The organism is Odoribacter sp. AF15-53, assembly GCF_003479425.1.
GTDB lineage: Bacteria > Bacteroidota > Bacteroidia > Bacteroidales > Marinifilaceae > Butyricimonas.
This window is the reverse complement of the sequence record NZ_QUHC01000015.1, coordinates 15,467-35,453: the sequence shown is the minus strand read 5'-3', so window position 1 is coordinate 35,453 and position 19,987 is coordinate 15,467. Positions and strand designations below refer to the sequence as shown.

Here is a 19,987-nt window from a genome sequence, read left to right as displayed (position 1 = left end):
CTCATGAAAAATAAAAACTCAACAAAACGGGAAACGGTCGATCCGGCAACATACCGGTATTATATCCGCTTGAACGCCGCAGATAATACACGCTTTTTAACGCTAATGGAGCAAACCGGAATGACAAATAAATCAAAATTTATCGTGAAAAGAATTTTTTCAGAACCCTTTCGAGTGCTTAAAATTGACAAGTCCGCACACGATTATTATTCCCGTTTGACAAACATATTTGCTCAATTCCGGTCGATCGGGGTAAATTATAATCAAGTTGTAAAAGTACTAAACACTAATTTCAGCGAAAATAAAGCCCGTGTTTTACTCTTCAAATTAGAAAAAGAAACCATACAATTAATCAAGCTTAGCCAACAAATTATAAACCTGACACAAGATTTTGAAAACAAATACATGAATCATGATAGCGAAAATTAGTGTCGGTAAATCATTGTATGGTGCACTTGCTTACAATCAAAACAAGGTGGATCAAGAGAAAGGAAAGGTTTTATTCACTAACAAAATTTCGGAAAATTATAACGGAGTGTTTGACATTCATAAGTGTATAGAATGCTTCAACAAGTATATACCAGAGGGTATTCGGACGAAAAAAAACATCATTCATATATCTTTAAATCCACACCCTGATGATAAGCTCTCGGATGAACAGTTTTCCGAAATCGCACAAGAATACATGAAAAAACTCGGTTATATTAATCAACCCTTTATGGTGTTCAAGCACGAAGATATAAACCGTCATCATGTTCATATTGTTTCTGTCCGGACAAACGAATATGGGAAAAAAATTAACGATTCTTTTGAACACGTTCGCAGTAAAAAAATAACAGATGAACTAGAAAAAAAATATAACCTTCATCCAGCAGAAAAGCAAAATTGTTCAGAATACCCGGAACTAAAGAAAGTGAACTACCGGGACGGTGATGTGAAACACCAAATCTCTAACACGGTTAAAGCTCTAATAAGTAGTTACTATTTCGAAAGTTTTACGGAATACAAAGCCTTGTTATCTCTTTACAATATTCACGTTGAAGAAATAAAAGGAGAAGCAGCCGGGAAACCCTATCATGGTATTATTTATTCAGCAACTAACGACAAAGGAGAAAAAAAAGGCAATCCAATTAAGGCATCACGTATATCAAGATCAGTGAGTTACAATGCAATTTCACGAAAGATTGCAACATCTACAAAGAGAATAAAAGAGAAAAAACTCAAAGAACATACCCGGCAAGCGGTTTCCGAGGCCTTTAATGGCTCGCGGACCCGCAAACAGTTTGAAAAGGAATTGAGGAAGAAAGGGATTAACGTGATATTCCGGCAGAACTCTAGCAAACGTATTTATGGAGTTACATTCATCGACCACGACAGCCGGGTGGTGCTGAACGGTTCACGCCTAGGCAAAGAGTATTCCGCAAATGCGTTTAACGAACGGTTCAATAAAAGTATTCCTAACGATAGCAGGACTATTCGCCCTAGCTTATCTCCCGGTATAGATTTCGGAAACGGAACATTCATTTCTAATTCCATCACGGGACAGGAAACATTTGGCAATGACATCTATTCGGTAGACCAACGGAAACGCCGGAGAAAAAGAAGAAAAAAGAATTTATAAACCACGAAACAATTATTATGCAACAAGAAGATGATCTACGCGGGTTAGCCCGCGTAATGGATTTCATGCGAGCTATTAGCATTCTGTTCGTATCCATAAATATATATTGGTTCTGTTACCCTATAATACAGAAATGGGGTATCAATATCGGGGTCGTCGATAAAATTTTGTTGAACTTCCAGCGTAGCACAGGGCTATTCTCCAATATCCTGTACACTAAACTTTTTTCAGTAGTATTTCTCGCTCTATCTTGTTTAGGGACAAAGGGGGTAAAAAATGAAAAAATTACATGGAGCAAGATTTATGTATTCCTAAGCATCGGTTATATCCTTTTTTTCTTGAATTGGTGGATATGGGATGTTGTGTTATCCTCTGAAAATAGGACAATTCTGTATATCCTCACCATGACAGTTGGGTACCTATCTCTTTTAATCGCGGGACTCTGGATTTCACGACTTTTAAAAAATAATTTGCTAGATGATATTTTTAATACTGAAAACGAAAGTTTTGTACAGGAAACTCGTCTGATAGAGAACGAATATTCCGTAAATTTACCGACCCGGTTTTACTATAAAAAGAAATGGAACGATGGGTGGATAAACATTGTAAACCCGTTCAGAGCAAGCATGATATTGGGCACGCCCGGTTCGGGAAAATCGTACGCGGTAGTCAATAACTACATCAAACAACAAATCGAAAAAGGGTTTGCTGTTTATATTTATGACTACAAATTTCCCGACCTTTCGGAAATAGCTTATAACCATTTAATCAAGCATTTGGACGGGTATAAGGTAAACCCTAAATTTTACATTATCAATTTTGACAATCCCCGCGAGAGCCACCGATGTAACCCGATAAATCCGGCATTCATGACGGACATATCGGACGCATACGAAGCCAGTTATACAATCATGCTAAATCTTAACCGCAGTTGGATAACCAAACAGGGAGATTTCTTTGTAGAAAGTCCGATTATTTTGCTAGCTTCTATCATTTGGTTTTTAAAAATCTATCAAGGAGGTAAGTATTGTACATTCCCTCACGCCATCGAATTTCTGAACAAGAAATATGCTGATACATTCACGATTTTAACGAGTTATCCCGAATTGGAGAACTACCTTTCACCGTTCATGGACGCTTGGGAATCCAACGCTCAAGACCAGTTGCAGGGGCAGCTTGCAAGTGCTAAAATCCCGCTTTCCCGCATGATAAGCCCGGCTTTATTTTGGGTAATGACTGGGGACGATTTTTCACTGGATATTAACAATCCGGAAGAACCTAAAATACTGGTGGTAGGTAACAATCCCGACCGCCAAAATATCTATTCCTGTGCTTTAGGGTTGTATAATTCCCGCATTGTAAAGTTGATAAACAAGAAGCACCAACTGAAAAGCTCTGTAATTATTGACGAATTACCGACCATCTATTTTCGGGGACTGGATAACCTGATAGCAACGGCACGAAGCAACAAGGTGGCAGTCTGTTTGGGCTTTCAGGATTTCAGTCAGTTACGCCGAGATTACGGGGATAAAGAGAGCCGGGTTATCGAAAATACAGTAGGTAATATTTTTAGTGGTCAGGTAGTTGGCGAAACGGCGAAAACTCTGTCCGAAAGGTTCGGAAAGGTGCTGCAAAAGCGGCAAAGCATGACTATCAACCGCAACGATAAATCAACTTCCATTTCTACACAAATGGATAGCTTGATACCGCCGTCCAAAATTTCCAATCTTACACAGGGTATGTTCGTGGGTGCAGTCAGTGATAATTTCAATGAACGTATTGAGCAGAAGATATTCCATTGTGAAATTGTAGTGGATAATGAAAAGGTGAAACAGGAAGCTGCCAATTACAAGAAGCTGCCACCAATCACAAATTTTCAAGACGAAGATGAAAATGATAGGATGCAAGAAACGATTCAAGCAAATTACATCCGCATCAAGGAAGATATTCAACAAATTGTACTCGACGAATTAAAGCGAATAAAAAAAGATCCGAAACTAAAACATCTAATTAAAGAGAAAGAGTGCTAAACGCACTCTTTCGTATATTCAGTGAAACGTGCTACCAACTTTTCATAGTAGATATTTTTTACATCCCAAAATAATTCCTTAAAACCAGATTTATCAATTTCACTCGTGCCGGGATTATACGCGAAATCAAGTTCAAGCCCCAACACGCCAACGGCATCAAGTAAAATAGTAAATATTTCATCAAGAGCATTTTTAGAAAGAGCATTAAAGCTACAATGCAAATAATGTAATTTGGTATTTTGTTCTGAAATTTGTATTTCAGACAAATTATTACACTTACATTCTAAACAACATAAACTTAAATTCGCTGTTAAATCCAGATGTTTGATGTAATTATTTTCACAATTTAATATAGCCATATTAGGTAAAGTATCCACCTGCAATTCTTCAAGACAATTACAGCCACAAAATAGCACCAAGAGGTTACTACGATCAAATTTTAAGCTCTGCAAGTTACAATTAACGATATACAAACGATGCAGAAAATCACAATTAATCAACTTAAAATCAACAAGTTTTACATCTTGGATAGAAAATTCACAAATCTTCGTGCCAGATATTTTGACCGTAACAATCCCCATTGCACACGTGTATTCGTGCGTAAAAAAAGTATTCAAATCTGAAATAGTATTATTTCTGTGCTCTATTTCTTCATCTCCCCAATCAATTGTACCTCCATACAACAAACAAGTAAAAGATATTTCTTTTACGACATCCGTATTCAAAGTAAATTCAATAGATTGCGGTCTTTGGGTGGTGGTGGTTTTCGCGTGACGTTTATTCATTCTTATATATTTAGAGTTAATAAATTTTCATCCCATTTTTCAATGGTTTAAATTTATCTCCCCTATTTTTTCACGCCAAAACGTGAATAAAAAGGCGTGGATTAATTTGTCACGCAGGAACCACCATATCCCCTAGATGTAAATTATCACGCCTAATATATCATTCCATGTAGCGAGGAAAAATGGTGGTTTCGCTACAAGAGAATTACTATTTCTTTTTTCAAAGATAACAAAAATTCTAAACAGAAAGACAAAATAGGACAAAAACAGACGAATTTTACATTCCCCTAATTATCTGTATTTTAAGAATCATATTCATGTTCATAATCAATAATAACAGAGATAACATGAGCAATGAATTGAACATTATGTTTGTTTCCGACAAGGACGACCAAACAAACACGTTAAAAAGCATCAGCGGTATAGACGAGAAAGGGAATCTAAAAACTGCCCCGGCAGATGAAGCAATTGACCAAAACCAATTTTTCAAGGTTGACAAGAATTTAAATCCCTTTGAAAACTTTTTCAAGAACTTTTGGACGCAATTTAAAAATCCGGAGAATTACAAGTTTTTCCGTTTTAAAGAAGATGAAATTCATTTGGTAAATCAACCCGGAGAACAGCAAAAACACGAGGTGACTAAAGAGGTCGAGAAAAAAATCAAGTCCTTAAATCTAAATCCTGACGAGAAAATCGACTGGAAAACCCTCGCGAAATTCGGGATTACCCCCGAAAAACTAAAAGAGAACGGTTCTTTGGAATCAATGTTGAAAGGGTACGGTTCAAATAATCTTATTGATGTAAAAATTGCGATAAATGGAGTGACGTTTGAGGGAAAAGCACGTGCATTCTTTAACCTACAAGATGATAAAATCACAACAGATCTAAAATCAAAACTCGATTATCCGAATTTTGACAAATACGATCTCACGTTCACGGCTGATGACAAAAAAAATATGCTTACAACGGGGAATCTCGGTCGTGTTGTTTCGCACAAATTTAAAGGATCGTCCGAAGCGGAACCCGCATTTTTAAGCGTCGATCATCTGACAAATAGGATTGTTGCATTAAGAGCCTCTACCTTGAGAATAAAAGACGAATACAAAGGTGTAAAATTAACCGAAGAACAAAAAAACAGTCTGAAAGAAGGTAAAGCAGTGTATCTAACCGGGATGAATAGTAAGGAGGGGGTAAAGTTCGACGGGTACGTGCAAGCAAATGCCGATAGTCGTGGTATCGCGTTAGTACGAAACCGTACACGGCAAGAAAAAACGGATAAAAGAATTTCAAACGAGAAAGATCCACTAAAAGGTATTCCGCCCGCATTTGGAGGGCAACCAATCACAGAAGAGCAACGAACCATACTGAAGGATAACGGGGTTATTTTCGTGAGAAATATTTTATGTAAAGATAAATCCGTACGTGATGCTTATCTCAAGGGGACATCAACAGGTATCGAGTTCTATGATGCAGCAGATAGAAGAAACGCATCACTAGCACAAGAAGTCTTAAAATCACAAACAAAATATCAGGAAAAATACCAATCTCACGAACAAACGAACAAACAAAAGAATACACCTAAAACCCCTAAAATGAGGCAATGAGATTAAATTATACAAGTAGAATAACAAAGACTGAGGGATAATCCTTCAGTCTTTGTTATTCTACTTAAAAGCATTATCTTAGTCTTTAGAAATAAAATTACTCCTATGAAAAATGATGATGGTAATATACCCAAGACAGAAAAAGAACTTGAAGAATGGATGAAAGCAAATTGCGCGAACTTCGATTCTTATTCTATTAACGGGAACGCTATTTATGAAGGATTCGGGATTGAAAAAATCGGGGGAACTTTTATCTGGTATTATACTGAAAGAGGACAAAAGGACAAAATAAAGACCTTCACATCAGAACAGGATATTATTGAATATGGCTATGCACAAATACAATCTGATAAATGGGCTTGGACGCATTGTATCGGTTTCACTAGTGACAAAGCCAAATCGGAGGAATTATGTAACATCCTTACAGAAATGGATATAGAACATTTTCAAGATGAAATACCTTATTACGGTATAAATCGCCCTGTTTATAGAGTGTTTGTTTGGGGATGTGATATAAAAAAGACCATGCACCTGAAAGAAAGATTTCAAACAGAGAAATAATTCCTAATACTCGGTTCATTCTAATTCCTTATTGGCATTCCCTCGAATCCACAAAAATTCAGAACTAGAAACAACCTTTGAAAACACACAACAGATTCACGAGTTCAAAGAACCCGCGAAACTGTTCTTTCCTCTAGATAAATAAAATCAAAGTCAACAAAAATGCATACACCACCATTGCCAAAAACTTTCCCAGTACAATATGGGTATTACTAATCGGTGAAGAATACAACAATTTAATAGAACCGCTGCTCAACTCTTTACTGATTACCCCCATCGTCAACAATGGGATATACAAATACAGGATATTCACCACACTCGGCCACAATCCTGAACTACCGCCATACCCCCTAATGAACAGGCGCAAAGAACACCAGTAAGTTCTGCCGGAATTTTCCACGTCGAGCACGAAACTTTCAAGCATCCCCGTGTAAAAGAACACCGTTTGAAAAACAAAACACAACAACAACAACCAGGCGATAGGCGAATAGAAAAGCATCTGTAACTCCGTCTTCGCTATTTTATATATGGCTCTCATAATAAATCTCTTTAATTTTTATGCTATTAATTTCACTTCCCCTTCTCCATTAATTTAGCAAAAATCGTATCCAACGAATTTTTCTCCTGCCGAATTTCCTGCAATCGCCAATGATGTTCGGTACTCAAATCCACTAAACGTTCGGTTACTTCTTGCGCGTCCGTGAAACGCACCCGGAACTGCTGACCTCCTAAATCTTCCACGTCATTCACTCCTTCCACCCCTTTCAATACCCCCGAAGAGGGTGCGTTAGCAAAACGAACATATATAGTATTCGGAACAATATAATTATCAAACTCATCCACCGTACCGGAAAAGACCATTTTCCCGTGGTCCATCATCAAAATATGGTCACAGGCAGCCTGTACCTCCGGCAAAATATGCGTGGAAAGAATCACCGTGCGTTCCTCCGCGATACTCTTGATCAAATGACGAATTTCCACGATCTGGTTCGGGTCCAAACCATTCGTCGGCTCGTCGAATACCACCAAATCCGGTTTATGCACGATAGCCTGCGCTATCCCTACCCGTTGTTGGTATCCACCGGACAAGTTCTTTAACAACCGTTTACGGAAATGAGTGATGGCACAACGTTCCATCACCTCCTCCACCGCTTTTTTCATCTCCCGCGGTGTCACCCAACGCAAATCAGCCGCATGGGTCAAATACTCCTCTACCGTTAAATCTTGGTATAAAGGAGGTTTTTGCGGCAAAAAGCCAATATGTTTTTTCGCGGCAATCGTATCCCGCTTCGTGTTCACCCCCGCTATAATCACATCCCCTTCCGTCTGCTTCAACACCCCGCACATAATATTCATCACGGTCGACTTCCCCGCCCCATTCGCTCCCAGCAACCCGTAAATCCCGTGCCGGGGTATCTCAAAGCTAACATCTCTTACAGCCCATTGGATGCTATATCGATGTGACAAATGTTCTACTCTTACAATAATATCTTCCATAACACTGCTATAATTTTACATACAATACACCCCAAAAGCATCGCCCGTCCCTATAATAGCCAGACCAACTGGGATAAATATCACGGTCCTTTAAATAGTGTGCAACAAGCTTATGATTTGGCGATGAAAGCCGATCCCGTGTCTTACGCTCCCACTTATCCCGCCGATTTGGAGTATAATTGGAATCACGTTCGTTTTGGAGCGTATAATCAGGGGGATAGAATATGCGCTATCACCTACCCCATTTAGTATAAGTGACACCTCGTATGCAGAACTCGCCCAATTATTTTCGATGATTCTCCGCAGAATCGACAAACAGGAAACCAACGAGCCAAAAACCGTTTTACAAAACCTGTCATGCGCTGTTGTGGGTATAATAGCAGATTCCATGCAAGAAATCATCGGACAAAAATCCCAAAACAAAAGACACCTTGAAATAACACTGGCATTCAAGGAATTATTTTCAGAAGAAAAACAAATTAACAGGAATATATCTTATTACGCGGAAGCATTGCATATATCACCAGTCTATCTGAATGAAGTGATTAAAGATATTACAGGCACGAGTGTAAGCAAGTATGTTCAAAACGAACTCATGCTGAGAGCCAAGCGAATGCTGGCACACACCACCCTGAGAATAAGTGAGATTTCTGCTCTTTTGGGAATAGATGATTGTGCCTATTTTACCCGATTGTTCACGAAAACAGTGGGCATAAATCCTACTTGTTTCCGAAAAAAATACCTCGAATAGTGCAATCTTAACCATACATCGTCTATTCTTCTGTTCGTCCATCTGCTGTAACTTCGCATAAAAAAAATGGACAGAAGCAGACTTATTTACTTGACAGATTTAATGCTAGTCCCTGTGTTCGCTTTATCATTTTACACGGGTATCGAGTTACATGTAGCAGGACATGGCAACAATCATGAAATATGGCATAATTGGGCTGCATTTCACGTGATTACCAGCCTATTGTTTATGCTATTGGGATTTATACATATGAAAAGCCATTGGAAATGGTATAAAGGGCTGGCAAGCACAGGCAAGAAGAACAAATGGAAAATCGTATTGTTACTTTCCATTGTTTTCATATCACTTGTTGCCACGGGAATAGGGTTGTTTTTTGTTCACGGAGTCAATTCTCCGATAGGACTTTTCCATTACAAAAATGGACTTATACTAAGCATTTTAGGACTTCAACATATATTTAAACGAAGAAAATTCTTGTACCGGGGATTCATAACCCATGTATTAGGCAAACGTTAGGCTAAATTTTAATCCTATTCCCATCGTTTACAAACAAAAATCAAGCAACAACCAAGTTTTGCCTTTTCTATAACATTTGAGCAACACTTATCCCGTCAGGTGCTAGACAGGTGTTGCTTAAATGTTGTACTGGAGTAGTAGCCCGTTCTCACCCCATCCTCTCCTTCATTTCTGCTCGTTTACATCAAAATTACCGAATTACGAATCATCTAAAGCAATAAAGTCCATAAAATCAAAAACACTGTCCGAAGCCCCCGTGACTTTCGACCTTATGGACCTTTATAAATCTTATGGACCAGAACCGAAGGTTCGCCTTTACAAACTAACTCTTCGGTTTAAACACTACATCCGTGATATCTACGTTTTCCCAAAACTCCCGCACGAACTCAAGGAAATCCTCCGGTGTCAGTTTATCCACGATCTCCTCGAATTCCCTCACATCCGCCTGGTTCAGTCCGGTTCTATAATACAACACCAATTTTTCCTGCCAATAAACATTACTTTCCCGGGCTTCTCCCTCCTTCTTGCGGATGGAATTCAACGCCATCATCAACTCGTCACGGGAAGGGACTTGCTGCCGCAACCGTTCCAATTCACCGTAAACAATACCTTTCAACTTGGCGGCGTTCAACGGGTCACACTGGAATTCCACTATCATGCTATACTGCGCAACGGGCTCATAAACCACACCTTGGTTTACGTTCACCGCATAAGTGCCGCCCTCCTTTTCCCGGATGACATTCATACAACGCGTTTGCAGGATACTCTTCAACGCTTCCAAACAGATATTATGGCGAATATTGTAATCCATTTCCCGGGTCATGCTCAACACCACGATTGAACTAGGAAGCCCCATAAACTCGATCTCTTGCTCCTGTTTTCCCCGGGGAGGTCTTATTCCCCAATCTACCCATTTTTCACGGCTATCCGTTGCCGGCAGGGAACCGATGTATTTCTCCACCAGCGGTTTCAATTCCGCCGCAGGAATATTTCCCGTGATAAAGAACGTGAAATCGCCGGCATTCGAGAAACGTTCCCGATATACTTGTTCGATTTTATCGAGATTCACTTTCCCGAAATAAGCTGCGTTCTTCAACAACGCTCGCGGATGACAACCGGATTGCAACCGCTTCACCGTGTCCTGCAACAGGTTCATCCCCTGCATTCGGGATTGCATCAACTGCTGTGCCATCATCTTCCCGAAAACCTCTCGGTCAAACCGCGGTTGCGCGAAAGTCATGTACACCAACTGCAACATACTTTCCACATCCTCCGGCAAGGCGGAAGCGATCACGTATTCATTCAATTCCCGGATACTCGCCTCACATTTCAAACCCTTGCTTTCCATTTTCCGCTTCAATGCCATCGCATCATAATCGCCCAAACCGCAAGCCTTCACGAACGGCACGGTCATTTCCACCGTGGGAAGCATATCCTCCTCGTACAAAGAAGTCCCGCCGGGGCTATAAGCCTTCAATGCCAACTTGTTTCCTTCCTGACTGCTTTCACGATACACGACTTTCACCCCGTTTGCCAGTGTCCATTCCACGGCATCAAACCCAGTAATCTCATGTTCCGAAATCACCGGACTTCCCGCCAATTCTTCTTCCAGCAAAGGTTTCCCGCCATCTGTCACCGGTTTCTCGTACACGTAAGGCTCAACCTCTCCGTTCCTCACATCCGACATGATATCCGCCACTTCCTCTTCCATCAAATGCCAGACCGTTTCCGCACCGGAGATGACCACCGTCTTGTTACCCGGGATATCCCACTCCCACACCTTCGTGTTCACGTCCTCCACGGTCAGCGTCGGGATCAAGTCTTTCAAGAAGCCGTACTTCTCGGCATCCGCCACCAACGGTTCGCCGTTCAAATAATGCTCCATCATCGCTCGGCAGTAAACGTCATGCTTCACCTCCCCGCAGACGCGGTAACCCAGTTCCAGGTCCTTCAACAGCGACGCCTTCACCTCATCCAGCTCCCCCGCCGTGAAGCCGTGGCGTCTCAAACGCTCGTTCTCCGTCAGCAACGCACGCAACGCTGCCTCGTCCTGGCCCGGCTTGGGGATTCCCCCGAGCTGGTAAGTGTAATACCCCCGCTTGAACGGGATGAAACTAATTCCCCCTTTCGCCAGTGGGCAATCCTGACTCGCAAGCAATTTCGCGAAACGTTTCCCCACCATCGTGTTGAAGCACCGGATCAATATCTCCTCTTTCAAGTACGCGTAAGTGTTCTTCTCCTCCCTGGAGGGCTCGGGCACCATCGTGATGACGTTCAGGGTCGTGTAGTTCACCCCGGGATCCGTCGCCAAGCAGTAGTACATCTCCTCATGCGCCGGGATCTCTATCTCGGGACGGGGAGTCGGTTTTTTCACCGCCGGGATCTTGGAGAGGATCTTCTTCACCCGGCGTTCCATCTGCTTCACGTCAATGTCGCCAACGATCACCACGGCTGTCAGGTCCGAGCGGTACCACTCGTGATAAAACTCCCTGAGCTTCCGCACGTCGATCGCCCGGATCGCTTCCGGTGTCCCCAGTGCGTCCCGGTCCGCATAAGGGGAGCCTTGCAGCAACACCCGCGCAAACTGGTCCTGCACTCTCTTTGCGGGCGTGTTCAGCATGTTCCACTCCTCCTCGATGACTTTCTTCTCCCGATCTATCCGGTCCTCGTCGATGGTCAGGTAATACGACCAGTCGCGCAGGAGCATCACACAAGTATCCAAGAACCGCTCGTCGCCCGTGGGGACGTTGTTAAAAAGGTAAACGGTGTGGTTGTCCGAGGTCACGGCGTTGATGTCATGCCCGTAGAGCACCCCGTGACGCTCCAGCGTCTTGATCATCTCCCGCCCGGGGAAATGCTCCGAGCCCTGAAATGCCATGTGCTCCAGGAAGTGCGCCACGCCACGCTGCTCGTCCCCCTCTTCCAGCAGGAAGCCCGCGTTTCTCACCAGGTAAAAGTTCGCCTGATTCCGGGGGCGGTCGTTGTGACGGATATAATACGTCATACCGTTCGACAAACGCCCCACGACCATCTCCGGGTCACGGGGTAATTTCTTTTCCAAATCCACTTGTGCCGACAAGCCCGCCATGAAAAGCAAGCTCGCGACAAACAACAATATCGCTTTTTTCATGTCTGTTGATTAATTTTTCAATCTATGACAAGGGGAACGGGAGAGAAAGAATGGTTTATAAAGTTTGTAAGGTTTATAAAGTTTATAAGGTTTTGGAACCCGACGGGCGTTTTGTTTATAGCAGCTCTGCTACCGATAGACTCTGTCCGAAGGACTCCCCTGACCTTAAAGACCTTATAGACCTTCAACCTTACAGACCAGAACCGAAGGTTCTACTTTATGAACTTTACGAACTTTATAAACCTTATAAACTTAAAACCTCCGGTTCCACCTCGTACTCCTCGACCGTGCCGGTTTCGGAGGAGAAGCTGACCCCGATGCGGTACAACCGGCGGGGGTCGTTCAGGTAGGGACGGGCGTAGCCTTTTTCCTCGATCTGGCGAAGGGCGTCGGCGGCGGTGCCGTCCAGCTTGAATTCAAAGATGTAGATGTACCGGTCCGTTTCCACGATGCAATCCACCCGGCCCTCGCTCTGCTGTTTCTCGGTGTACACCGTGTAAACGCTTACCAGGCGCAAGATCAGGTAGAACGTGTAATGGAAGTAACGTTCACGCTCCCGCTCGTTCTCTTTCCGCCGCATCGTGTAAGGGATGTCGCTCAAGAACGAGGTCAACAACACGCCGAACTCTTCCGCCTTCCCCTCCTGCAAGGCATCCACGACATCCTGCACCCAACTGTTTATTTCCGTCCGGGGCTTCAAGTAATCCGAGGCGACTACACTCAAGAAGCCGTTCTTCACCTCGTTGTTCGGGAAATCCAGCAAGAACGTGTTGCGGCGCCTGTTGAAATCCTTGATCGTCAGGTAACCGCTCTGGTAGATCATCGGCAACGGCTTCTCCACGTCTGCCTTGTAATCCACGAATTCCGGGGTCCGGTAATAACGACCCGTCATCTCGTCCAGGTTTTCCCGCGTGTGACGCAACAGCCGAACCAGGTAGGTCGGCGTTCCGCTTTGGAACCAGTAATCAGAGATCCTTTTCGAAATGAAAGCGTTCAACAAACTGAACGGGTTATAAATATCAATCAGGCCCGTCCCGAAATGATACCCGTCATATTGCGCCTTCACGAGTTGTTTCATTTCTTCTACCGTCAACTCGTTTTTCCGTGCCAGTTCCTCGATCGAAATGGCAAAATAGCTTTCCAACTCCTCGCCCGTGATCCCGCAAAGGGATTCGAACTGCTCGTCCATGCTGATATCTCTCGGTTGGTTGAAGCCGCTGAACACGCTTACCTGCGAGAATTTGGTCACCCCCGTCAGCAAGACGAATTGCAGGTGCTCGTCAGCCGCCTTGAATACCGAGTAGAAACCTTTCAGGATTCCCCGGTTGCGGTCTTCCAACGACATCCGGTTTTCCCCGACAACCGTTTCCAGTCCCGTGTCGAGGACATCCAAAATAGGCTTGTCATACTCGTCGATCAATACCACGGCACGACGTCCCACCCGCGCGTGAGCCTCTCTCAGGACTTGAATGAATCGCATTCCCCGATCCCGGCTTTGATCCGGAAGAATGGCGTAAGCCTTTTCCCAAGCGGAAATATGCTCCTCGATCACCTTTTCCAGCGTACCCTCCTCTTGAAAATTGCTCCCGTTAAAATCAATATGAAACACCGGGTATTCCAACCAGTCTTTTTCCAAGCGGTCGATTGCCAACCCCTTGAAAAGTTCCTTTCGCCCGAGGAAATAATTCTTTAACGTCGACAACAAAAGGCTCTTACCGAAACGACGGGGACGGCTCAAGAAATAGATTTTTCCTTCCTTCACGAGGGAGTAAATCATCTCGGTTTTATCCACGTAAACGTAACCATCTTCTATAATTTGGTCAAAACTTTGGATGCCTATCGGGTACTTCATTGCTGTACGAGTTTTTTATCTTGCAACAAAGGTACAATTTTTTTTTGATTGAGGGGGGAGGACAGTTTATAAAGTTTATAAGAGCGAACCGAAGGTTCGGGTCCGTAAAGTCCATAAGGTCTGAAGGTCCATGGACCCCGCGGGCGCCTTGTTCACGGCAGCAGAGCTGCCGAAAACTCTGTCCGAAGGACTCCCGTGACCTTTGACTTTATGGACTTTCGACCTTATAGACTAGAACCGAAGGTTCTATCTTCGGTTCTTTTTTCTCTCTCGTCCCAATATGTCAAAGAACTTGTTTATACTTCGTTATTTTCTTTATAAAGACAATACCTTTCGGACAGGGATAAGCCAAGTCGCAAAAACCGGTTGTTGTCCTGGCTCCGAAGCAATGTTTTTCAATTTTCCCATGTCAATCTTCATTTTCATGATTTTCCGGTACATGGCATTAACGTCCTGCTCTTTGATGCAAGTTTCAATAACTTTGGAGAAGTGGATTTCGGCTTTAAAGATTTTTACCTTCCGGATTGAAATAAAGGAGGAATCCCAACTCGGCCTCGCTTTCTCGAAACCACCTTTTAATAGAAAGTATATCGGAAAACTGGGCAAAATCAACGTCGGAACTTTTTTCTTGAAATATCTTCAAAAGAATCGTTTTCAACGTATCGGGAATCACTTCACGAACAATTTCCTCGGATATCTTTCGTTCCTCGACACTGTCTATCTCAAAAGTAAACACTCCGGGGGAATACCAACGAAGAGAGTCTCCCTTAAGCCCGTAACTAATGTACCCAAATACACTCTCCTCCTTTTCCAAAACTTGCGCCTGAAGCTCCGGCATGATACTCACGAAAAGAATAATACAAAATAAAAATTTTAAGGTTCTCATGGCAATGGAATATAGGAAATGAACGATGAAAAAGGTTTTTATAGTCCGTAAAGTCGAAAGTTCATAAGGTCCTTAAGGTCCGAGGACCCCCGCGGGTGCTTTGTTCACGGCAGCAGGGCTGCCGATAAATTCGGTCCGAAGGACTCCCGTGACCTTTGACCTTATAGACCTTACAAACTTTATTTCAACAACTCTGCCACTTTTTTCTGCAATTGAGCGCCGCGGAGGTTCTTGCCGACGATTTTGTTGTTCTCGTCAAGCAGGAAGGTGCAGGGGATGCTCATGAGGTTGTACATGCTGGCGATGGGAGAGCCTTGGGCTTTCAGGTCGGAGAAATGTTTCCAGATCATGCCGTCTTCCTCGATGGCTTTTTTCCAGGCACGGGGATCGTTATCTAACGAGAAACTGATAATTTCCAAACCCTTGGACTGGTACTTCTGGTAGAGTTTCAAGATGTTCGGGTTTTCCTGCCGGCAGGGGTTGCACCACGATGCCCAGAAATCCAGCAATTTCAACTTGCCTTTCACCTGATGCAACGAGAGGGTGTCGCCCTCCGGGGTCATTGCCGTGAAATCGGGAGCGGTGCCACCGATCTCCAGCGACTCGTACAAGGCAATTTGTTGCGCGATCAATTTCCCGTAGGGACCGCCCTTGACCTCGTCCGTCAGATAGTTGTAGCGTTCCCGCAAGCGTTCCAAGCCCACCTGCCTCATGGAATTGGTTATCACGTAGGCTGCCACGAACGATCCGCCGTTAGCCTGCAACATCTCGGTTTCCTGCTTCTGTGCCTTCTCCACGAATTTCTGGAATTGTGACTGGAGGGCTTGCATTTTAGGCATATTTTGTTCCTGGTAAGCTTTTTGCACCTCGCTTTGCATCCGCTGTTTTTCTTGCTTGACGCTCGCGTTGATGGCATCAAACTGGCGGAGCAATTCCTGCGCCGCACCGCCGCCGTCCACGTAGACCATTTTCTCGTTGGCGATCACGTTAAACACGGCGTTCTCGATCATCAGGGGAATTCTCGCTTTCGCGTCCGCCGTCATGATGTACGCTACCATCGCGCGGTCCACCCGCCCGGTGAACTCGAACTTGCCGCCCACCATGTCGGCGGTGGCGAGCGTGTCGCCCCGTTCGCTGATCAACAACATTTTCCCGTCCGGCACCCCGGAGGTTTCCGCCGTGATTTTAAATCCTTCCTGCGCCCGGCAAAACGCGAAGGACGCCAATACCATACTTATTAACAATACTATTTTTTTCATTTCTTTTTTACCTTTTAAAAATCATTTATTACCAGTTTCTTCCAAATCCGCATAGCACGTCGAAAACATTTTCGTCAAACGACCGGAGATGTCAAAAAAGACGAAAAACTTGAAAACATCGGATTCCGAAAAATCTTGAAAATAATCCGGAGACAACTTTCTTAATGCCGGCACATCTATTTTCAAATTCAACAAAGCACGGTAAATCGATTCCGATTCATCTTTCAATTTATCGATGTACTCGCCCTCCAAATTGATATTGCCGGCAAGCACTTCTCCTTTGCCATTAAAAACAAATGCGACCATAAACAGACGTTCGTCACCTCCCGGTTGCTTCCGCGTGCTCTTCACGACTTCTTTCATTTCCGGGGTAAGGATGTTATTCCCGACCATGTTCGAGAGCTTTTTTAACACGGCAAGCGTGATCCTCCCTTTACCGTTATAAGTCTTTTTCACGGAATCGATCACCTGACGTCCCGGATAATTCCACCCCACAACCCTACAAAAATCTTTTACATATTCAAAATTACATGATGTCCTTGTTTCAGACTCCTATGCTTTCACTCTTTGAATCCCGAGCAACCCGCACAGGCAAACGATGGCAAAAAAATACATCGCTTTCATGATTTCATGTTTTAATCGTTATTTTGCCGCACCCCCTTCCGGGGTGCGTGCAAAATAAACCTATTTACAAACACACTATACGTCAGAAAGGTAGCACGTCACCGAGTACGCAACCAGCTCTCATGTTTGAGCCACTACCGTAATAGGTATCTTTCACTGTCAAGCGGATGTAGCGCGCATTCCGGGGGGAGGTAAAGTTCAGCAATTTCGTTTCGCCGACGCATACCCCCAAACGGCATTCCGCGATGCTGCAAGGATTCGTCCACGTTTTTCCGTCCTCGGAAACATAAATGGTAATCGCGTTGGGGAGGTAATTTCTCACGCTGGTGGACACGTCCGCCTGCACGATCTTCAAGCCTTTCACTTCGCGCACCTCTTTCATATCAATGGTCAGGTCGTAAATGCGCCGCTCTCCTTTTTCCAGCACGGTTTCCCACAAGGACGTGGGATCATTGTCCAGCAACATGTACGATTCGAAATCGGGAGCCGAACCCTCTATCGAATTTTCCACCGTGAAGCCTTCCGTGTCCATCAGGACCAGATCCTGCGGCAATTCAGGAGTTTCCGCAGGAATACCGAACGCCCCGTAATGAGAACCATAATTCACCACCTCCAGACCGATCACCTCCTGCATGAACGCGATACACTCCTCGGCACGCTTCCTGTTGGCAGCCACCGAGATGGCACTCATCTTCTTCGTCTTGCCGTAATAGCGGTTTTTCCCGAGTTCCAACTTTTTCAAATCTTTAAAATAGAGGATATCCTCGATCGACGACAAATCATAGTCCAGTTCCAGGTTGGTGCGATTCACGTCCACGTTCCCGTAACGCTCTTGCAAGTAACCACTAAAATCTCCCGCCATATTCACCACGTTGGTTTCCAAGGTTACGTCCGGGAAGGGAATCACATCGGGTCCCTCCTCCAACAATCCTTTGCGGGTCAGCACGACGGGTTCCGAAGCCTTGACTCCCCGGAGAAAAATCGTGTTCAACCCCTCGCTGTACACGTCATAATCGTACCGCTTGCCGTCCGTGCCGGTGTAATGCACCACGAACTCCAGCATCTTGTCGGTTTTCGTTCCCATGAACAACACGAGGTTGTCCCCCAGGAAAATGTGTTTCACGATGCCCCGCGTGTAACCCTGCACACCCTCGTGCGACAACGTGTAAGGACGGCCGGAACGCACCTCGTCATTCGTCAACGACGTGTTGCCTGCCTTATCCCGCGCCGCCACGGAAACGGAGTAGGTGGCGTCCGCCAATCCCCGGATGATGCACGAGGTGGCGTTCGCATCCAGCACGGTATCGTACAGGTAACCGTCCGCCTCGCAATGGACCAATATCGCCTCCCGGTTCGGGTCCAATTTATTCTCCCAAGAAACAATCAACCGATTCCAACCGCTCAACACCTCCACGGAAGTGCATTTCGCCAGGTAACGCACCGGCCCGTCCCCCACGTAATCCTCGTACGTGTCTTCCAAATCCTCGCAGCCCGCCAAAAACAGCACTGCCAATAAACCCAATAAATATGTGTATTTCATAAATTAATCTTTTTGCACGTAAACTTCCAATTCATGATAAGAGATACGATCTCCCGTATTATCCCCAGAAAACGTCCAGGTCGTGAAATGATCCAAGGAATAAACTCTCAAGTACTTGTACTTCAAATCACTAATAGCAGCCACAATCTCGGCATAATAAGGATCCGTCTTGTCATACGTCTCCACCGTGACATCCCATCCTAAACTCGTGGTTCTTCCCCAGCAATCTCCATTCCCGTCTTTCTGCTGCTCGAAAGAAGCGATCGTTTCCCACCGCTCGCCGTCATCGGACGCATCCACCCGCACCTTGCAAGGCAAACGATCGATGTAATTACCAGCAAACAAATCACCCGCCGACATGATGGCATCAAGATCACGTAGCACCCCGTACAAACGAACCGAGGCAATCACTTGCGGCTCTTCCAGCTCCACCTGCACGTACGAACCGTTTCCATTCACCTTGGTCACGTACGTGTAATAATGAGCGTTTTTACCCCTTTCCTTGCGAATTTTTCCTTTCAAATCGCCATCCGTCAAGTATTCGATACCGAAATATGATGCCCTATACGGAGAATCATCGGCCACACCCTTGTACTCGTAACTCATCTCCCCGGGATCCGTCACGGACAGTTTTTGCCGCGGGTATTGTTGTGTCGAATGATTTTTCACCCCGGGAACCACGAGCGTACGCACATGATTTCCCTTGCCGTCGCCCGTCTTCAAGACAATCGTGCTCTCCTCGTCCTCGGTAGCAATAGAAACAAAATTTTTCACCGTCCCTGCAGCAATGGTAAAATTCCGGATATACAAGGTATCCAATTTTTTGGAGAAGGGATTAATCCCCACCCGGTAGACATCCACAATACCGGTGATTTTCCCCGTGTAAGAAGAAACGATATTCAAGCCGTTCCAACTCTCCTCCACTTTCACGCTGTCAATAAAGGCGTAAGGGCAAGATGCCAACGTGTTGAAAGTCCGCTCGATCGGCTCCGACTCCACGTTATTGTTGTCCGTCACGGAGATCCGCACCGGCACGTCCCGGCGCGGGGCATCGAAGCCGGTCAGCACGACCGAGTCCGCGTAAGGGGTGCCCAAGATGGTCACCTCCTCGTCACGCTCGTTCCGGTAGCACACCTTCACGGCGCAGATCCCGGTATCATCCGGCAACGCATAGCGCATCACGGCACCCCCGCTCACCGGCTGGAAAGAGATGGTCTCCGCCGGCACGGGCACGTCAAACATATCCTTGTCATCATTACAGGCTGCCAGCAACAGCAAAGCGCACCCTAATAATCCTATCCTTTTTCTCATAATTCTTCATTTTACGATTA

General features: G+C 44.6%; 18 protein-coding genes. 8 read left to right on the top strand and 10 right to left on the bottom strand.

The features are described 5' to 3' along the window. The first annotated feature begins 3 nt into the window (after window positions 1-3). Genes mobA through mobC form a run of 3 tightly spaced genes read left to right on the top strand, consistent with a single transcriptional unit; the run spans window position 4 to window position 3,651 of the window. Window positions 4-429, top strand: coding sequence for a conjugal transfer protein MobA (mobA, locus tag DWW52_RS18885; protein ID WP_118717278.1), 426 nt, complete (start codon window positions 4-6; stop codon window positions 427-429). Continuing rightward, complete coding sequence (mobB, locus tag DWW52_RS18880; RefSeq protein WP_118717276.1) at window positions 413-1,621, top strand: conjugal transfer protein MobB; 1,209 nt, start codon at window positions 413-415, stop codon at window positions 1,619-1,621. The genes mobA and mobB overlap by 17 nt, the downstream gene beginning before the upstream one ends. Before the next feature lie 17 nt (window positions 1,622-1,638). Continuing rightward, entirely contained in the window at window positions 1,639-3,651 is a 2,013-nt protein-coding gene (mobC, locus tag DWW52_RS18875; protein WP_118717274.1) for a conjugal transfer protein MobC, read from the top strand. Here the strand turns inward: mobC and DWW52_RS18870 are convergent. Continuing rightward, window positions 3,648-4,436 carry a hypothetical protein gene (locus tag DWW52_RS18870; RefSeq protein WP_118451164.1) on the bottom strand — a complete coding sequence of 263 codons (789 nt, stop codon included), beginning with the start codon at window positions 4,434-4,436 and terminating at the stop codon, window positions 3,648-3,650. The two genes, mobC and DWW52_RS18870, sit on opposite strands and share 4 nt — an antisense overlap. A 347-nt stretch (window positions 4,437-4,783) precedes the next feature. Here DWW52_RS18870 and DWW52_RS18865 point away from each other — a divergent pair, with 347 nt between their 5' ends. Together DWW52_RS18865 and DWW52_RS18860 are read left to right on the top strand one after the other, a co-directional pair. Next, window positions 4,784-6,040, top strand: coding sequence for a DUF3945 domain-containing protein (locus DWW52_RS18865; protein ID WP_158582669.1), 1,257 nt, complete (start codon window positions 4,784-4,786; stop codon window positions 6,038-6,040). 105 nt (window positions 6,041-6,145) lie between these two features. Continuing rightward, window positions 6,146-6,601: a hypothetical protein gene (locus DWW52_RS18860; RefSeq protein WP_118451162.1), complete on the top strand. Its 456-nt coding sequence runs from the start codon at window positions 6,146-6,148 to the stop codon at window positions 6,599-6,601. Between the two features lie 133 nt (window positions 6,602-6,734). Here the strand turns inward: DWW52_RS18860 and DWW52_RS18855 are convergent, their stop codons facing one another. Together DWW52_RS18855 and DWW52_RS18850 are read right to left on the bottom strand one after the other, a co-directional pair. Then, window positions 6,735-7,139 (bottom strand): ABC transporter permease, encoded by a 405-nt coding sequence (locus DWW52_RS18855; RefSeq protein WP_118717272.1) that lies wholly within the window; start codon window positions 7,137-7,139, stop codon window positions 6,735-6,737. Window positions 7,140-7,171: 32 nt separating this feature from the next. Beyond that, window positions 7,172-8,098 carry an ABC transporter ATP-binding protein gene (locus DWW52_RS18850; protein ID WP_118717270.1) on the bottom strand — a complete coding sequence of 309 codons (927 nt, stop codon included), beginning with the start codon at window positions 8,096-8,098 and terminating at the stop codon, window positions 7,172-7,174. Window positions 8,099-8,197: 99 nt separating this feature from the next. On the opposite strand from DWW52_RS18850, the gene DWW52_RS21145 reads away from it, so the two are divergent. The 3 genes from DWW52_RS21145 (at window position 8,198) to DWW52_RS18840 (ending at window position 9,365) form a co-directional block, all read left to right on the top strand. Next, window positions 8,198-8,347: a hypothetical protein gene (locus DWW52_RS21145; RefSeq protein WP_181998447.1), complete on the top strand. Its 150-nt coding sequence runs from the start codon at window positions 8,198-8,200 to the stop codon at window positions 8,345-8,347. A gap of 43 nt (window positions 8,348-8,390) precedes the next feature. Beyond that, window positions 8,391-8,849 carry an AraC family transcriptional regulator gene (locus tag DWW52_RS18845; protein WP_233556986.1) on the top strand — a complete coding sequence of 153 codons (459 nt, stop codon included), beginning with the start codon at window positions 8,391-8,393 and terminating at the stop codon, window positions 8,847-8,849. A 66-nt stretch (window positions 8,850-8,915) separates the two neighbouring features. Further along, a complete protein-coding gene (locus DWW52_RS18840) occupies window positions 8,916-9,365 on the top strand; it encodes a DUF4405 domain-containing protein (RefSeq protein ID WP_117775537.1) in 450 nt (149 codons plus the stop codon). Window positions 9,366-9,687: 322 nt separating this feature from the next. On the opposite strand, the gene DWW52_RS18835 is transcribed toward DWW52_RS18840, so the two are convergent. From DWW52_RS18835 to DWW52_RS18805, 7 genes are all read right to left on the bottom strand, one after another. Continuing rightward, window positions 9,688-12,495, bottom strand: a complete 2,808-nt coding sequence (locus tag DWW52_RS18835) for a pitrilysin family protein (protein ID WP_118717268.1) — start codon at window positions 12,493-12,495, stop codon at window positions 9,688-9,690. Window positions 12,496-12,739: 244 nt separating this feature from the next. Then, window positions 12,740-14,347, bottom strand: a complete 1,608-nt coding sequence (locus DWW52_RS18830) for an ATP-binding protein (RefSeq protein WP_118717266.1) — start codon at window positions 14,345-14,347, stop codon at window positions 12,740-12,742. 502 nt (window positions 14,348-14,849) lie between these two features. Beyond that, window positions 14,850-15,233, bottom strand: a complete 384-nt coding sequence (locus tag DWW52_RS18825; protein WP_147348417.1) for a hypothetical protein — start codon at window positions 15,231-15,233, stop codon at window positions 14,850-14,852. Between the two features lie 179 nt (window positions 15,234-15,412). Then, a complete protein-coding gene (locus DWW52_RS18820) occupies window positions 15,413-16,492 on the bottom strand; it encodes a TlpA disulfide reductase family protein (RefSeq protein WP_118261374.1) in 1,080 nt (359 codons plus the stop codon). Between the two features lie 21 nt (window positions 16,493-16,513). Next, on the bottom strand, window positions 16,514-16,987 hold the full coding sequence (locus DWW52_RS18815) for a hypothetical protein (RefSeq protein WP_118261375.1): 474 nt from the start codon (window positions 16,985-16,987) through the stop codon (window positions 16,514-16,516). A gap of 211 nt (window positions 16,988-17,198) precedes the next feature. After that, window positions 17,199-18,656, bottom strand: coding sequence for a DUF4998 domain-containing protein (locus tag DWW52_RS18810; protein WP_118261376.1), 1,458 nt, complete (start codon window positions 18,654-18,656; stop codon window positions 17,199-17,201). Window positions 18,657-18,659: 3 nt separating this feature from the next. Beyond that, on the bottom strand, window positions 18,660-19,967 hold the full coding sequence (locus DWW52_RS18805) for a DUF4959 domain-containing protein (protein WP_118717264.1): 1,308 nt from the start codon (window positions 19,965-19,967) through the stop codon (window positions 18,660-18,662). Between the last annotated feature and the right edge of the window lie 20 nt (window positions 19,968-19,987).

Bases quoted from the DNA above. Each gene is read 5' to 3' on its own strand.
- mobA (WP_118717278.1), top strand. From the start codon at position 4: ATGAAAAATAAAAACTCAACAAAACGGGAAACGGTCGATCCGGCAACA.
- DWW52_RS18835 (WP_118717268.1), bottom strand. From the start codon at position 12,495: ATGAAAAAAGCGATATTGTTGTTTGTCGCGAGCTTGCTTTTCATGGCG.
- mobC (WP_118717274.1), top strand. From the start codon at position 1,639: ATGCAACAAGAAGATGATCTACGCGGGTTAGCCCGCGTAATGGATTTC.
- DWW52_RS18865 (WP_158582669.1), top strand. From the start codon at position 4,784: ATGAGCAATGAATTGAACATTATGTTTGTTTCCGACAAGGACGACCAA.
- DWW52_RS18830 (WP_118717266.1), bottom strand. From the start codon at position 14,347: ATGAAGTACCCGATAGGCATCCAAAGTTTTGACCAAATTATAGAAGAT.
- DWW52_RS18845 (WP_233556986.1), top strand. From the start codon at position 8,391: ATGATTCTCCGCAGAATCGACAAACAGGAAACCAACGAGCCAAAAACC.
- DWW52_RS18850 (WP_118717270.1), bottom strand. From the start codon at position 8,098: ATGGAAGATATTATTGTAAGAGTAGAACATTTGTCACATCGATATAGC.
- DWW52_RS18870 (WP_118451164.1), bottom strand. From the start codon at position 4,436: ATGAATAAACGTCACGCGAAAACCACCACCACCCAAAGACCGCAATCT.
- DWW52_RS18855 (WP_118717272.1), bottom strand. From the start codon at position 7,139: ATGAGAGCCATATATAAAATAGCGAAGACGGAGTTACAGATGCTTTTC.
- mobB (WP_118717276.1), top strand. From the start codon at position 413: ATGATAGCGAAAATTAGTGTCGGTAAATCATTGTATGGTGCACTTGCT.
- DWW52_RS18810 (WP_118261376.1), bottom strand. From the start codon at position 18,656: ATGAAATACACATATTTATTGGGTTTATTGGCAGTGCTGTTTTTGGCG.
- DWW52_RS18820 (WP_118261374.1), bottom strand. From the start codon at position 16,492: ATGAAAAAAATAGTATTGTTAATAAGTATGGTATTGGCGTCCTTCGCG.
- DWW52_RS18805 (WP_118717264.1), bottom strand. From the start codon at position 19,967: ATGAGAAAAAGGATAGGATTATTAGGGTGCGCTTTGCTGTTGCTGGCA.
- DWW52_RS18860 (WP_118451162.1), top strand. From the start codon at position 6,146: ATGAAAAATGATGATGGTAATATACCCAAGACAGAAAAAGAACTTGAA.
- DWW52_RS18825 (WP_147348417.1), bottom strand. From the start codon at position 15,233: ATGAGAACCTTAAAATTTTTATTTTGTATTATTCTTTTCGTGAGTATC.
- DWW52_RS18840 (WP_117775537.1), top strand. From the start codon at position 8,916: ATGGACAGAAGCAGACTTATTTACTTGACAGATTTAATGCTAGTCCCT.